Source organism: Rhodopseudomonas boonkerdii, assembly GCF_021184025.1.
Taxonomy (GTDB): Bacteria; Pseudomonadota; Alphaproteobacteria; order Rhizobiales; family Xanthobacteraceae; genus Tardiphaga; species Tardiphaga boonkerdii.
Window position 1 is genome coordinate 5372144 of the sequence record NZ_CP036537.1, and the last position, 13644, is coordinate 5385787.

General features: G+C 63.1%; 15 protein-coding genes. 14 read left to right on the top strand and 1 reads right to left on the bottom strand.

Annotation, left to right across the window (positions count from 1 at the left end):
- Positions 1-25 precede the first annotated feature (25 nt).
- From E0H22_RS24670 to E0H22_RS24695, 6 genes are all read left to right on the top strand, one after another.
- Positions 26-544, top strand: a complete 519-nt coding sequence (locus tag E0H22_RS24670; protein ID WP_233023560.1) for a DUF2840 domain-containing protein — start codon at positions 26-28, stop codon at positions 542-544.
- A complete protein-coding gene (locus tag E0H22_RS24675) occupies positions 541-1086 on the top strand; it encodes a S26 family signal peptidase (RefSeq protein WP_233023561.1) in 546 nt (181 codons plus the stop codon). The genes E0H22_RS24670 and E0H22_RS24675 overlap by 4 nt, the downstream gene beginning before the upstream one ends.
- 38 nt (positions 1087-1124) lie before the next feature.
- Positions 1125-1457 carry a DUF736 domain-containing protein gene (locus tag E0H22_RS24680; protein ID WP_233023562.1) on the top strand — a complete coding sequence of 111 codons (333 nt, stop codon included), beginning with the start codon at positions 1125-1127 and terminating at the stop codon, positions 1455-1457.
- Positions 1458-1493: 36 nt separating this feature from the next.
- Positions 1494-2348 (top strand): lytic transglycosylase domain-containing protein, encoded by an 855-nt coding sequence (locus tag E0H22_RS24685; protein ID WP_233026537.1) that lies wholly within the window; start codon positions 1494-1496, stop codon positions 2346-2348.
- Positions 2345-2665 carry a hypothetical protein gene (locus E0H22_RS24690; RefSeq protein ID WP_233023563.1) on the top strand — a complete coding sequence of 107 codons (321 nt, stop codon included), beginning with the start codon at positions 2345-2347 and terminating at the stop codon, positions 2663-2665. The genes E0H22_RS24685 and E0H22_RS24690 overlap by 4 nt, the downstream gene beginning before the upstream one ends.
- A 938-nt stretch (positions 2666-3603) precedes the next feature.
- Entirely contained in the window at positions 3604-4725 is a 1122-nt protein-coding gene (locus E0H22_RS24695; RefSeq protein ID WP_233026539.1) for a DUF3363 domain-containing protein, read from the top strand.
- 238 nt (positions 4726-4963) lie between these two features.
- On the opposite strand, the gene E0H22_RS24700 is transcribed toward E0H22_RS24695, so the two are convergent.
- Positions 4964-5737, bottom strand: coding sequence for an ArsR/SmtB family transcription factor (locus tag E0H22_RS24700; protein WP_233023564.1), 774 nt, complete (start codon positions 5735-5737; stop codon positions 4964-4966).
- Positions 5738-5957: 220 nt separating this feature from the next.
- Here E0H22_RS24700 and E0H22_RS24705 point away from each other — a divergent pair, with 220 nt between their 5' ends.
- The 8 genes from E0H22_RS24705 to E0H22_RS24740 all read left to right on the top strand — a co-directional run bounded on the left by E0H22_RS24705 (position 5958) and on the right by E0H22_RS24740 (position 13640).
- Positions 5958-7589 carry an MFS transporter gene (locus E0H22_RS24705; RefSeq protein ID WP_233023565.1) on the top strand — a complete coding sequence of 544 codons (1632 nt, stop codon included), beginning with the start codon at positions 5958-5960 and terminating at the stop codon, positions 7587-7589.
- 189 nt (positions 7590-7778) lie between these two features.
- Positions 7779-8264, top strand: coding sequence for a nuclear transport factor 2 family protein (locus E0H22_RS24710; protein ID WP_233023566.1), 486 nt, complete (start codon positions 7779-7781; stop codon positions 8262-8264).
- A gap of 60 nt (positions 8265-8324) precedes the next feature.
- Positions 8325-9305, top strand: a complete 981-nt coding sequence (locus tag E0H22_RS24715) for a LysR family transcriptional regulator (protein ID WP_233023567.1) — start codon at positions 8325-8327, stop codon at positions 9303-9305.
- Between the two features lie 145 nt (positions 9306-9450).
- A complete protein-coding gene (locus E0H22_RS24720) occupies positions 9451-11436 on the top strand; it encodes a conjugal transfer protein TraG (protein ID WP_233023568.1) in 1986 nt (661 codons plus the stop codon).
- A gap of 11 nt (positions 11437-11447) precedes the next feature.
- A complete protein-coding gene (locus E0H22_RS24725; protein WP_233023569.1) occupies positions 11448-11909 on the top strand; it encodes a CopG family transcriptional regulator in 462 nt (153 codons plus the stop codon).
- A gap of 134 nt (positions 11910-12043) precedes the next feature.
- The gene (gene trbB / locus E0H22_RS24730) at positions 12044-13030 is read left to right on the top strand and encodes a P-type conjugative transfer ATPase TrbB (protein ID WP_488267561.1); all 987 of its coding nucleotides are present in this window, start codon (positions 12044-12046) and stop codon (positions 13028-13030) included.
- Positions 13027-13359, top strand: a complete 333-nt coding sequence (locus E0H22_RS24735; RefSeq protein ID WP_233023571.1) for a TrbC/VirB2 family type IV secretion system protein — start codon at positions 13027-13029, stop codon at positions 13357-13359. Before trbB ends, E0H22_RS24735 begins: the two co-directional genes overlap by 4 nt.
- Positions 13359-13640, top strand: a complete 282-nt coding sequence (locus E0H22_RS24740; protein WP_233023572.1) for a VirB3 family type IV secretion system protein — start codon at positions 13359-13361, stop codon at positions 13638-13640. The genes E0H22_RS24735 and E0H22_RS24740 overlap by 1 nt, the downstream gene beginning before the upstream one ends.
- Positions 13641-13644 lie beyond the last annotated feature (4 nt).

A 13644-nucleotide genomic window follows, 5' to 3' on the forward strand; every position in this document is an offset into this window, starting at 1 on the left:
CTCATCCCATCCCCGGAGACGCACAATGACCCGTCGCGCTTATCGCGGCGCGCACGGCCGTCCGCTGCCGGACGGGCCTGCGCCCTTCACGACACTGGTTGAACTCACCTTCGACAAACGCAAGGTCGAGCACTGGATACGCTTCGGCCGCAAGAGCTACGAACAGATACTCGACCGTCGCCGCAGCGTCGTCGGCTTCGCGCCGGAGAGCACATTCGCCTTCGTCCGCTGGGCTGCCGGCGAGCATGGCACGATCATTTCCCGCATCGACATCGTGCGCGCCATCGGGCGCGGCGAGCCGTTCCAGACATTGCCCTTCGTCCGCCCCGGTGGCGACATCCTGTTGCGGCTGGATAGCTGGCCGAAGGTGCAGCGCGCGCTTGCCGTCATCGACGCCGTGGAGGCGCTGGGCCTCGACCCCGCCGATGTATCGCCGGACTACTGGCGGCACGCGCACAACCGCCTGACCGCCAATCTGGAGCCGAGCGCCTACACGCCCGAACGTCATGCCGCATGGATCGGGCGGCGGAGGATCGGTCCATGACGCGCGCCGGCCTCCTTATCGCGACGGCGCTCGCTGCCGTTGGCGTCGGCTATCCCGGCCTCACGCCGATGCCGGTCAAACTCATCTGGAACGCATCGGCCAGCGCGCCAATCGGCTTTTACACAATCGACTTCGACGGCCCGTTTGACGTGACTGATCTTGTCGCCGTCGATGCACCCGAACCGCTCGCGACCTTTCTTAGCGAGCGCGGCTATCTGCCAAAGGGCGTGCCTCTGTTGAAGCGCGTGCGCGCCGTTTCCGGCCAGACCGTTTGCAGGATCGGCCACGTCATCACCGTCGATGGCATCATTGCCGGTGCCGCGCTCGAACGCGACCGCATCGGCCGTGCGCTACCCGTCTGGCAGGGCTGCCAGCGCATCCATACCGGCGAAATCTTCCTCATGAACTGGCAAGTCCGCGACAGCCTGGACGGCCGGTATTTCGGGCTGATTTCCACGGACCAGATCATCGGCCGAGCGGTGCCGCTCTGGACCGACGAGGACGGCGACGGCCGCTTTCAATGGCGCGCGCCGACGCGCTGACTTCGCACTTCCCCAAACCAACCAGAAGGAGACTGACCATGCCTGCCAATATCTTTGAACCTACCGCCAACGGTTACGCCGGCCGCGTCCGGCTGTTCGGAATCGACGAGGCAATCGTGCTCGTCGCCATCGAGCCGAGCGACGCCGACAATGCGCCGGCCTACCGCATCCACCTCGACGACGAGGACGGCCCCGAAATCGGCGGCGGCTGGAAACGTGTCGGCGAACGCGCTGGCGACTACATCGCCCTGGAGATCGACAGCCCGCTTTTCCCCGCGCTGTTTCGTCCGGCGCTGTTCCAGGCCGACGACGAGGGGCGCACCTTCCGGCTCGCGTGGAAGCGGCCGAAGCCACGCGAGGATCGGAGCTGATCGGTGCGGTTTCCGATCATCCCTTTGTTCGCGGGAATGCACTCGCATCCCTTCGTCCCGCTCGGCGACAAGACGGCCGGCGCGCGCAGCGAAGGTCAAGGGCGGCCATCGGCCGGCGCTTCGCGCGCACCCTTTACCGTAGCGAGCACGCTGGCAGGCTGGCGTCATAGCGGCGACGGGGCGGCATGGCGTTGTGCCGTCCTGTTGCTCGCCGGGGCGCTTTCCGTCTGCGCCGGGCCGCGCGTGGCCGCCGCGCAATCCGCGCCGGTCGCGCGTCCCGCCGCCGATCCTTATGCCGCTCACATCGCCGAGGCGTCGCAGCGGTTCGGCATCCCCGAACGCTGGATTCGCGCCGTGCTGCGCGCCGAGAGCGCGGGCGACAAGGGCGCGATTTCGTCGGCCGGGGCGATGGGATTGATGCAGATCATGCCCGACACCTGGGCGGCCCTGCGCGTTCGCTACCAGTTCGGTCGCAATCCCTACGACCCGCACGACAGCATCATGGCGGGCGCGGCCTATCTGCGCGAAATGTGGGACCGCTACGGCAATGTCGTGGCGATGCTCGCCGCCTACAATGCCGGTCCCGCGCGCTATGACGAGCACCGTTCGACCGGCCATCCACTGCCGGCCGAGACGCGCGCCTATGTCGCCGCGCTCGCGCCGATCCTTGGCGGTGCGGCCGCATCCGAGGCACCGCCACCGCCGCCCGACTGGCGCGACGCACCGCTCTTTATCGTGCGGCCGAACGACAGCCGGGCGACGGTCGCGCCGTCATCAGACGCGCAATCCGGCGACGCTCGCGCGACCGTTCCGGTGCGCGATCCCGCAGCTACGGCATTGCAAGACGGCAGCATTTTTGTGGCCCGCGCGAGCGTCGGGGATACGCCATGAAGGTGGCATTCCCGCGCTCGGCGGCGCTCGTTCCGGTGTGCGGTCAGGCCGGTTTGCGTCTGGCTGCATACCGGGCCGGAGACGCAGAAAGGGGCGAAGGAGCGGAGGGCAAGATAAAGGAAACCGGCACTAGGTCGGCCGGATTTCTGAAATTGTTGTTGTCTGCACACTGGTTAGGGGGTCCGCGAGCGGCACCACGGTTTTTAATCCCGCGTGCCGCGATGTTGCGCAAAGCCTTGGCTTTGCTGAGTTTCGACCGGCACCATGACCGCCGAACGTCCGATTTTCTTGAGTTTTGGCCGAAGGCGCGTCCATGAGCGCCGATGACGAAATCCGCTTTCGGCCGAAGCCCGGCCGTATCCGATCCGATGCGCCACGAACGGGCAAGACCAAGAGCTTTCTCACCCAGGCGAAGAAGATCGCGCGCCAGCACAGCACCGGCCCGTCCAGATCGTCGCCGCGATCATCGCCGCGTCTAGTTAAGACCCCGACCGCTAAGGGCGGCAAGGGCGCGCGCTCGACTGGAGGACCGGGCGTCCGGCGCGGTCGCGGCGCGGCCTTCGTTCGCGCCCGCACCTTGTCGGGCGGCTGGCGTCACAGCGCGCCCGGAATGCGCCGCATCGTCGTCAAGACCCGCTACGTCAAGGAAGCCGGCAGGAATGGAAGGGCAGCCGCCCATCTTCGCTACATCCAGCGCGACGGCACATCGCGCGATGGCGAGCGCGGCCAGCTCTATTCGGCGATCGAGGACCGCGCCGATGGCGCTGCTTTCCTTGAGCGCGGCCAGGAGGATCGCCACCAATTCAGATTCATCGTCTCGCCGGAGGACGGCGCGGACCTATCGGACCTGACAGCCTATACTCGCGACCTCATGCGTCAGGTGGAAGCCGACCTTGGCACGAAACTCGATTGGGTCGCGGTCAATCACCACAACACCGGCCATCCCCATGTCCATGTCATCGTGCGCGGCAAGGAAGACCTGGGCGAGAACCTTGTCATCAACGGCGACTATCTTGCCAACGGCATCCGCGAGCGGGCGAGCGAATTGACCACGCTGGAGCTTGGTCCCGTCACCGAGATCGAGCAGACCCGCAAGCTGTCAGCCGAGATCGACCAGGACCGTTTCACCCGCATCGACCGGGCGATGGCCGAGGAAGCAGACGACCGATTCCTCGACCTTCGCCACGAGCCGGCCGAGCCGCGCCGCCAGTTCAATCGCGCGCTGCGCCTTCGCCGTCTCGCCAAGCTGGAGAAGATGGGGCTTGCGACCGAGCACGCGCCGGGCGTTTGGGAGTTGAGCGAGCGCATGGAGCCGACCTTGCGCGACATGGGCGAGCGCGGCGACATCATCCGCAACATGCACAAGGCGCTAAAGGCCGATGGCCTGGAGCGCGACCCGCTCACCTTCCAAATCCATGACGGGCCGCCCGAGACGCCCATCGTCGGCCGTGTCGTCGATAAATATCTGTCCGACGAACTGGGCGAGAACCTGACCGTTGTAGTGGACGGGATCGACGGCCGGACCCATCACGTCGCCGGCATCGACCCGGCGCGCGTTGAAGATGCGCGGATCGGCAGCGTCGTCGAGATCGGCCCGCCAGACACCGCGCAGCGGCCATCCGACCGGAGCATTGCCGCCATCGCCGAGGATGGCGTCTATCGGCCGAGCCGCCATCTGGAGCAGGCGAAGTTCGAGGGGCGTGTTCCGGGTGGCGACTATGAGGGCTATGTCGATGCCCATGTGCGCCGGCTGGAGGCTTTGCGCCGAGCCGGGATCGCCGAGCGGATCGACGCCGACCAATGGCGCATCCCCGAGGATTTCGAGAGCCGCGCCGCCGCATACGACGCCGGCCGCAATCGGCAGGCCAGCGTTCGCGTCCTGTCGGTGCTCGACCTTGAAAAGCAGATCAGCGCGGACGGCGCAACGTGGCTCGACCGGCGGTTGATCACGCCCGACGCATCCGACCTTGCAGCGACCGGGTTCGGCCAACAGGTGCGCGAGGCGATGGACAGTCGCCGCGAGCATCACATCGACCAGGGCGACGCTACGCGTCGACAGGACGGCCGGACCTTCTATCGGCGCAATCTTCTCGCGACGTTGCGCGAGCGCGAGGTTGCCAGCGTCGGGGCGGAGATCGCCGCGAGCAAGGCGCTGCCGTTCCGCGCAGCTACGGACGGCGAAACCGTCAGCGGCAAGTTCACCGGCACCGTGCAGCTCATCAGCGGCAAGTTCGCCATTGTCGAGAAGGCGCACGAGTTCACGCTTGTTCCTTGGCGGCCGGTCATCGACCGTCAACTCGGCCGCGAGATTATGGGCGTCATGCAGGGTGGATCGGTATCGTGGCAGTTGGGGCGATCGAGAGGGCCGTCGCTTTGATGGGTGCCGCAGAGATCATACTTCCATCAACTGTCCTCGATGTCAGATTAGAAATGACCACGGGGCGCATCTCTAGGTGGTTGGTAAAATCGGCCGCTTGGCAGGTCCTGACGGAACGTTATGTTCCACGCGGTCAACCCCCGCCCGAAGCGAAAGCTTCCCCCCATGGTCAGTTTGTATTGCTCAGGAGAGAATAAATGCGCGCCTACATCTGGCGTTCGCGGATGTTCGCTAATCATCATTTCTGTTGCAGTGTCGCCTTGCACTCATTCGCAAAATTGATCCCGAACAACTCCCATAGCTTGTCGTATCCCAAGTCGGTAATGAGAACAGTGCGGACGTCTGGCAAACGTTCAATCCATCTTAGCTCGAAGAAACGCGCAGCTATGGCGGCTCCCAGTGCACCTCCGGCGTGTGGACGTCGTTCACTCCAGTCTAGACACGATCTACAAAAGGCTCTTCGAGAGCGCCTCGGCTCAAGATCAACACCGATTTTGGCCAGAAATGTCGCTCCGTTTGGGGTCAAGCGGAACTGCTGACCGGCCGGCTTTAGATAGTCACGTTCAATGAGCGCATTAGTCACCGCCACGCCCAATTTTCCCGCAAGATGATCGTAACAGGTTCGAGCCAGGCGCATCGCCTCGTCTCGTGGACCCGGCCTGCGGTGACGCCGCGGCGTTTCGGATGCCACCAGGGTCAGAGCTTCGAGAGCTTGGCCAACCGTGGGACTGGCCAGCCGATAGTAACGGCATCGCCCCTGGGCTTGCACAACAAGAAGCTCTGCGTCAGTAAGCTTGGCGAGGTGGCTACTCGTCGTCGGAGCGGATACGCCGGCACAATAGGCAAGCTCACTCGCGGTGCGTGCACGGCCGTCCATAAGAGCGCTCAGTATGTTCGCGCGGGCCGTGTCGCCCATTAGAGCAGCGATTGTTGCAATGTCGATACCGTACACCATTGCCCGATCATGCCAACAATTTGGCTTCATGTCCTGGGTGATTATTTCGACCAGCATCGAAGCATCGAATAAATTCGGAAAGATATCCGAACACTTCGATCGTCAACTAAACGTTCGTTCTGGACGCGCGTTATTCTGATTTGCAGTGTGTCCTGCGACGCCGGGCCAATCGGCGCGCCATAAGCGGGGGAGGCTCGTGCTCCGGGGACATGTTGACGAAGAGTCGCCCTAAGCCCTCCACCGTGCTGACACAACCACAGGCGGAGGAAACAAAACAATGGGTACTCTTGTAGCTAAAACAACTACGGACCCGGCAGATTTGACGACGAATGCGGCAACGCACGAAGCTAAAGTCCTTCTGGCGGCTAGCGCAGGCTCGGCTTTTGAATGGTACGACTTCTTTCTCTACGGATCACTCGCCATTTACTTTGGCGATCTGTTTTTTCCGAAGGGGAGCGGGCCTGCCGGATTCCTCGCGAGCCTCGCCATCTTCGGCGCTGGCTTCGTGGCACGCCCCTTCGGCGCTGTCGTATTTGGCCGACTGGGCGATCTTATTGGGCGCAAGTATACATTTCTCGCGACCATCTTAATCATGGGCTTCTCGACGGCGGCTGTAGCGTTCCTTCCTACGTTCGAGCAGATTGGATGGGCGGCACCAGTTATTCTCGTAATTCTGCGTCTCGCGCAGGGCCTTTCCGTCGGCGGCGAGTATGGAGGTGCCGCAATCTATGTTGCCGAGCACGCACCGGCACATAGGCGCGGATATAAGACAAGCTGGATTCAGATTACGCCCATTTTAGGTCAACTTCTGTCGATGATTGTCGTCGTGGGCTGTATTTTCCTCATCGGTCAGGAGGCCTTCGCCGCTTGGGGCTGGCGCGTGCCATTCGCACTCTCCCTCATTCTTCTTGCGCTCTGCGTCTATGTCCGGCTCCAGCTCAACGAGTCGCCAGCATTCCAGCATATGAAAGCTGAGGGCACGCTCGCTAAATCTCCTCTTCTAGAGAGTTTCACCATTCCAGGTAACATGCGGCGGCTGATCGTCGCCCTTGCTGCTGCCGCTGGTATGGGGGCGGCAGGATACGCCTCGCAGATTCAAGGTCTGTATTTTTTGCAGGCAGTGCTCGGTGTCGATAGGATGACGAGTTTCTTGATTATCGGCGCAGCATTGATCGTAGCGACGCCTCTCTTCGTTTTGTTCGGAGCTCTCTCCGACCGCCTTGGTCGCCGTCCGATAATCGCTGCCGGCCTCGGACTCTTCGTGGTTGCTTGCTTTCCTGTCTATCATGCGATTACGCGAGCCGCGAATCCGGCGCTCGCTGATTTCCAGAGACAGACCATCGTGACGGTGACAGCAAGCAATTGCCGTTTCACGGTCTTTCCTACACCCAACATGAAGCCGAGCGAATGCGATCGGGTTAGAGCAGTGCTGAATGGAGCAGGTGTCTCGTACAGTTTGCTTCCGGGGCCAATGGGCGCCGAACCGACCACGCGGATCGGCAATAGGGAGATCGTAGGTTCTGATGCTACATCGCTCAAGCGGACATTAGTAGAAGCTGGACTTCCGAGCCGGGCCGATCCCGCGCAGATCAATACGATGGCCGTTGTCCTGCTACTTGTTGCCCTCCTGACCAGCTACGCGGCGGCATTCGGGCCGATGGCGGCATGGCTCGTTGAACTTTTCCCTGCAAAGGTGCGCTATACTTCGGTCTCACTGCCTTACCACCTCGGCACGGGCCTTATCGGTGGAATGGTCCCGCTCTTTGTATCGGCACTCTCAGTTTGGGCGGGCAATGTTTACTTCGGTTTCTGGTATCCGGTGATCATCACAGCCGTGGCCTTCTTAATGGTAGTGATGATTCCAATCGAGCCAAATCCATCTGACGAATTGCGCGATGAGACGCTCTGACTTGCGGCAATCTCGGGGCGATGCGCTGCCAGTTTTAATAGTGCGTTGGTCTGACGGTTTTGCTTCGTCCCTCATCGAAACGCTTGTGATTGTGAAACCAAGGGTAAGCGCTACATGAACGGCTGAGTGGCGGCGTGTTGTATATGCCGCCCAACCCTTCCTCTCACCGTCCAACAGGAGAATTCCGCTATGAGCTCCGTCTCAAATACATCGACGACCGAGGCACAAGCTGTTCGTATCTATGAACTGTGGGACAAGTACCTTCGCGAGGGTAATATGGGGGGCATGGCGACTATCTACGCCGAGGATGCCACGGTTCAGAGTCCGCTCGTGCCCACGTTCTTTGGCCCTGGCAAGGGCATCGCGCGGGGCAAGCAAGAGGTGTTGTTGTTTCTCCAGGAGACCGTGAAGCGGCGGCCGGACGAAAAAGTCCACTGGCATCGCGACGGCTACCTCTGGAATGGCCGGACATTAATATGGGAGTACCCGGCGGAAACACCATACGGACATTACCAAGTTGATCTGGCTGAATGTATGGACCTCGAAGCCGGCCTAATCAAACGTCACCGGATTTATTGGGGATGGTTCGCGGTCGAGATGATGAAGGAGTCGACTGTTAAGAAGGCGCTGGAGGGTCGGCTCGGCGCGAATCTTCTCAAGTCGCTGGAGGCATGAACGCAATCCTTGCATCACAGCGAATTGGTAAGCTAGGCGATGCGGCGACGTTCAACGTCAATGGTTGATCGTCAATGGGGCGTGCCGACCCAGTTGGGTTCGCGCATTCCCCTTGTGTCGCTCGTTCAGACACTCGCCGTCGCCGAACACTTGAACTTCCGTCACGCTGCCAATGCGCTCGGCGTCAGCCTGTCGAGCGTCAGTGCCCGCGTGAAGGCGCTGGAGGAAGACCTTGGCATCCTCCTGTTCGAGCGTCACGCGCGAGGCGTGCGGCTGACAGAAGCCGGTCGTCGCTTCGTCGAAAGTGTCGCAACCGGCGTCGATCAACTCGACCATGCGGTGAAGACGGCCGGCATGGCGGCGTCGGGAGAGTGGGGCCGGCTTCGCATCGGCGTCCACGCCATGACCTCACGCAGCTTTCTCGCCGAGTTGATCGCACAATATCGCGAAGATCATCCCGGCATCGAGGTCGAGATTACGGAGGGGACGGCCCGCGAAACCGTCATGCAGCTTCGCGCCGACCGGCTCGACATCGTGTTCGTCGCCGGCACGCCCGAACTGCCCGACTGCCATTCTCGGAGGATATGGACCGAACCGATCGTCGCGGCGGTGCCGGATCGGCATCCGCTCGCCGAAATGTCCGCCGTCACCTGGGCAGATTTGGCGGGCGAGACGTTCCTTGTCCGCCACGGCGGCACCGGCCCCCAGGTTCATGACCATATCGTGCTGCGCCTTGCCGGACGCTGGCCCGCGTCCTCCATCCAGCGCTTCGATGTCGAACGCGGCACCCTGCTTTCTATGGTCGGACAGGGCTTCGGCATCACGATCGTCGGCGCGGCTACATCGCTGCTGCCATCGTCCAGCGTCGTCTTCCTTCCGATCGCAGACGAGTCGGAGCCGGTCCCTTTTTCGGCCGTTTGGTCGCCGTTCAACCGCAGCGCGGTGCTGCGAAACCTGCTCACACTCGCCAGCAAAATGGGTCAGGCTGACCCGACCGGATTAAGCCGCCGTGATTCGTCTCGGCCGATCGCACAGCAGTAACGACGGCGGACGGGAGCCTAAGCACAACCCGTCCTATTTGCCGCCGATAGTATCCGGCAACCCTCTCGCATCCTCTTTCCTGTTGCCTGTCCCATAATTGCTTACTCTCTGATCGGCTCCGTCTCTTGTTTCGACTGGAGCTTTTATGCGTGGAGGTCGAATCCTTTGGGGTCAGATCGCCGTGGTTTTCACCATTGTTGTGGTGACGACCTGGACGGCGACGCAATGGACGGCGTGGCGGCTTGGTTTTCAGGCGCAACTTGGCAATCCGTGGTTCGAGCTGGCCGGCTGGCCGATCTACTACCCGCCCGCGCTGTTCTGGTGGTGGTATGCGTTCGACGCCTATGCGCCGTCGATCTTCGTCGAGGGTGGCATCATCGCGGCGTCCGGCGGTATCCTCGCCATCGTCGCGGCCATCACCATGTCTATCATCCGGGCGCGGGAGGCACGCAACGTCGCGACCTATGGCTCGGCGCGATGGGCCGAAGACAAGGAAATCCGTTCGGCCGGATTGCTCGGCCTCGATGGCGTCGTGCTCGGCCGATACGAGCGCGATTACCTGCGCCACGACGGCCCGGAGCATGTCCTTTGCTTCGCGCCGACCCGCAGCGGCAAGGGCGTCGGCCTCGTGGTCCCGACGCTGTTGACGTGGCCAGGAAGCTGCATCGTCCACGACATCAAAGGGGAGAACTGGACGCTGACAGCCGGCTTCCGCGCGAAGCATGGCCGCGTCCTGCTGTTCGATCCGACCAACGCCAAATCGTCGGCCTACAACCCGCTGCTGGAGGTCAGGCAAGGCGAATGGGAAGTCCGCGACGTGCAGAACATCGCGGATATTCTCGTCGATCCCGAAGGCAGCCTCGACAAGCGCAACCATTGGGAAAAGACCAGCCACAGCCTGCTAGTCGGCGCGATCCTGCATGTCCTCTATGCCGAGGCCGACAAGACCTTGGCGGGCGTCGCCAACTTCCTGTCCGACCCGCGCCGTCCCATCGAGGCGACGTTGCGCGCGATGATGGACACGCCGCACCTGGGCGAAACTGGCGTTCATCCCGTCATCGCCTCGTCGGCGCGTGAGCTGTTGAACAAGAGCGAGAACGAGCGGTCGGGCGTGTTGAGCACGGCCATGTCGTTCCTGGGCTTGTATCGCGATCCCGTTGTGGCGCGCGTCACGGCGCGTTGCGACTGGCGCATTGCCGATCTTGTCGGAAGCAAACAGCCCGTCAGTCTCTATCTCGTCGTGCCGCCGTCCGACATCAACCGCACCAAGCCGCTCATTCGCCTGATCCTCAATCAGATCGGCAGGCGGTTGACCGAGGAATTGAACACCACCAGCAAGCGCCATCGGTTGCTGTTGATGCTCGACGAGTTTCCCGCGCTCGGCCGCCTCGACTTTTTCGAGAGCGCCTTAGCCTTCATGGCGGGCTACGGCATCAAGAGTTTTCTGATCGCGCAGAGCCTCAATCAAGTTGAACGCTCCTACGGCCCGAACAATTCCATCCTCGACAACTGCCACGTCAGAGTCGCCTTCGCCGCGAACGACGAAAGGACGGCCAAAAGAGTCAGCGACGCGCTCGGCACCGCGACCGAAATGCGTGACTCCACCAATTACGCCGGCCACCGCCTCGCGCCGTGGTTGGGGCATTTGATGGTGTCACGGCAGGAGACGGCACGGCCGCTGCTTACGCCGGGAGAGGTGATGCAGCTCCCGCCATCCGACGAAATCGTGATGGTTGCCGGCACGCCGCCGATCCGGGCGACCAAAGCCAGATATTTCGAGGACGCGCGGTTCATGGAACGCATCCTGACCCCGCCCGATCCGGCAGCCGATCCCACCGCCGCGCCGTCATCCGATGACTGGACGAGCCGCGTGGTGTCGGCAGCGAAGCCCACAGTCGCGCCCGCGCCCGGAGCGGCCGAGGGCGATCCGGCCAATGCCGGCATCCGCCGCGAGCCGGAATTGCCGGAGCATGAGGAAATCATCGCGCCGCCGCGTCCGCCCGAACAGGAGTTCGATTTGCTGGTCGACGAGCCGGACGTTGACGCCGCCAAGGCCCGCGCCATGCGCCAGCGGATGCGGATCGTCGCGCGGCAAGCGTCGCTCGACCCCGGCGACGGCATCGAGCTTTGAAGGACACGCCCATGACCACCAAAACCCGGATGAACGTCTATTTCGAGTTCGAGCTATTGAAACAGGTCGAGGCGCTGGCGCTGCGCCGGCAAGTCTCCAAATCCGCCATCGTCGAGGCGGCCGTCGCATCCTTCCTGTCCGGCGACACTTCGGATCGGCTGGAGGCGGCCATGTCGCGACGCCTCGACAAACTCGGCCGCGAGATCCACGCGCTCGACGAGGATCTGGCCGTGCTCGGCGAAACCGTTTCGCTGTTCGTCAACATCTGGCTTGCCTCCACGCCGCCGCTGCCGGAGAACGCGCAAGCATCCGCCCGCGCGAAAGGAGCCGAAAGGTTCGAGGGCTTCATGCAGACGCTCGGTCGGCGTCTTGCGACCGGCGACAGGTTCCTGAAAGAGTTGTCACGTGATGTCGATTCGCTCCGTGACAGTTATCCGCAAGATCAATCCGGGGCGACTGGCGATCAATCCTGAATATTCAACCCGTCCTATTCGCCGCCGATAGCCGCCGATCACCGCATCCGCTTCGATAGTTGTTGAATCGGTCCGACTTCCGCCTCTCTTAATCAGCCCCGTTGCGGGGACCGTCAATTGCGCCCCGTCAGGAAATGGGGCCGAGATTGACCACCACACATCATAAGCCGGAAGCGATCCAGCGCGGCGCGCGCATGTTGCGCACCGCGCTCGGCGCAGTCATCGCGCGCTTCCTCGAAGACCCGGCCGTGGTCGAGGTGATGCTGAATCCAGACGGCCGTATCTGGATCGACCGTCTCTCCGAAGGGCTGGCCGATACGGGCGAAACGATGTCGCCCGCCGATGGCGAACGCATCGTGCGGCTCGTCGCACATCATGTCGGCGCGGAGGTTCACGCGCGATCCCCGCGCGTCTCGGCCGAGCTGCCGGAGAGCGGCGAGCGGTTCGAGGGGCTTTTGCCGCCAGTCGTCGCAGCACCAGCCTTCGCCATTCGCAAGCCCGCCGTCGCGGTGTTCAACCTCGATGATTACGTAGCGGCAGGCATCATGTCCGCAGACCAGGCCGCGACGTTGCGCGCGGCCGTCGCGTCGCGTGCAAACATCCTCGTCGCGGGCGGCACATCGACCGGCAAGACCACGCTGACCAATGCGCTGCTTGCCGAGGTGGCGAAGGGCGCGGATCGCGTCGTCATCATTGAGGACACGCGCGAGCTGCAATGCGCCGCGCCCAACCTCGTCGCCATGCGGACGAAGGACGGCGTGGCGACGCTCTCCGACCTTGTGCGCTCGTCGCTGCGCCTGCGTCCTGACCGCATCCCCATCGGCGAGGTGCGCGGCGCGGAAGCGTTGGACTTGCTCAAAGCCTGGGGCACCGGCCATCCGGGCGGCATCGGCACCATCCATGCCGGCACCGGCATCGGTGCGCTGCGTCGCCTTGAACAGCTCATTCAAGAGGCTGTCGTCACCGTCCCGCGCGCCCTGATCGCGGAAACCATCGACCTCGTTGCCGTCCTCGCCGGTCGCGGTTCCGCGCGCCGGCTGGCCGAACTCGCCCGCGTCGAAGGGCTGGGGCCGGACGGCGATTACCGCATCACCCCCGCCAGCACAGGAGAACCCGAATGATTCAATCCGTCTCGCATATCCGTCACCGCCTCGCGACAGCCACGGCTTTCGTGACCGTCACGTTGCTCACGGCCCCGGCCGCCCATGCGTCCGGCTCGTCGATGCCGTGGGAGCAGCCCTTGCAGCAAATCCTGCAATCCATCGAAGGGCCGGTTTCCAAGGTCATCGCCGTCATCATCATCATCGTCACCGGCCTGACACTGGCGTTCGGCGACACGTCAGGCGGCTTCCGCAGGTTGATCCAGATCGTATTCGGCCTGTCGATAGCTTTCGCCGCGTCGAGCTTCTTCCTGTCGTTCTTCTCGTTCGGCGGCGGGGCGCTCGTTTGATGGCGGCCGTCCTCGAACAACTCGACGCGGTGCCGGGATTTTCCATTCCCGTCCATCGGGCGCTGACCGAGCACATCATGCTCGGCGGCGCACCGCGCTCCATCGCGATCATGAACGGGACGCTGGCCGGGGCCGTGGGCCTGGGCCTGCGCCTCTGGCTTGTCGGGCTGGCGATATGGGCCATCGGCCATTTCGCAGCGGTATGGGCGGCGAAGCGCGACCCGCTCTTTGTCGAGGTTGGCCGCCGCCATTTGCGCATCCCCGCGAACCTTGCAGCGTGAGGGC

What these genes read in the sequence shown, in the direction of transcription:
- E0H22_RS24685 (WP_233026537.1), top strand. Translation starts at nt 1,494, where the DNA reads ATGCACTCGCATCCCTTCGTCCCGCTCGGCGACAAGACGGCCGGCGCG.
- E0H22_RS24700 (WP_233023564.1), bottom strand. Translation starts at nt 5,737, where the DNA reads ATGCTGGTCGAAATAATCACCCAGGACATGAAGCCAAATTGTTGGCAT.
- E0H22_RS24705 (WP_233023565.1), top strand. Translation starts at nt 5,958, where the DNA reads ATGGGTACTCTTGTAGCTAAAACAACTACGGACCCGGCAGATTTGACG.
- E0H22_RS24675 (WP_233023561.1), top strand. Translation starts at nt 541, where the DNA reads ATGACGCGCGCCGGCCTCCTTATCGCGACGGCGCTCGCTGCCGTTGGC.
- E0H22_RS24670 (WP_233023560.1), top strand. Translation starts at nt 26, where the DNA reads ATGACCCGTCGCGCTTATCGCGGCGCGCACGGCCGTCCGCTGCCGGAC.
- E0H22_RS24710 (WP_233023566.1), top strand. Translation starts at nt 7,779, where the DNA reads ATGAGCTCCGTCTCAAATACATCGACGACCGAGGCACAAGCTGTTCGT.
- E0H22_RS24715 (WP_233023567.1), top strand. Translation starts at nt 8,325, where the DNA reads ATGGTTGATCGTCAATGGGGCGTGCCGACCCAGTTGGGTTCGCGCATT.
- trbB (WP_488267561.1), top strand. Translation starts at nt 12,044, where the DNA reads ATGGGGCCGAGATTGACCACCACACATCATAAGCCGGAAGCGATCCAG.
- E0H22_RS24680 (WP_233023562.1), top strand. Translation starts at nt 1,125, where the DNA reads ATGCCTGCCAATATCTTTGAACCTACCGCCAACGGTTACGCCGGCCGC.
- E0H22_RS24740 (WP_233023572.1), top strand. Translation starts at nt 13,359, where the DNA reads ATGGCGGCCGTCCTCGAACAACTCGACGCGGTGCCGGGATTTTCCATT.
- E0H22_RS24720 (WP_233023568.1), top strand. Translation starts at nt 9,451, where the DNA reads ATGCGTGGAGGTCGAATCCTTTGGGGTCAGATCGCCGTGGTTTTCACC.
- E0H22_RS24690 (WP_233023563.1), top strand. Translation starts at nt 2,345, where the DNA reads ATGAAGGTGGCATTCCCGCGCTCGGCGGCGCTCGTTCCGGTGTGCGGT.
- E0H22_RS24695 (WP_233026539.1), top strand. Translation starts at nt 3,604, where the DNA reads ATGGGGCTTGCGACCGAGCACGCGCCGGGCGTTTGGGAGTTGAGCGAG.
- E0H22_RS24735 (WP_233023571.1), top strand. Translation starts at nt 13,027, where the DNA reads ATGATTCAATCCGTCTCGCATATCCGTCACCGCCTCGCGACAGCCACG.
- E0H22_RS24725 (WP_233023569.1), top strand. Translation starts at nt 11,448, where the DNA reads ATGACCACCAAAACCCGGATGAACGTCTATTTCGAGTTCGAGCTATTG.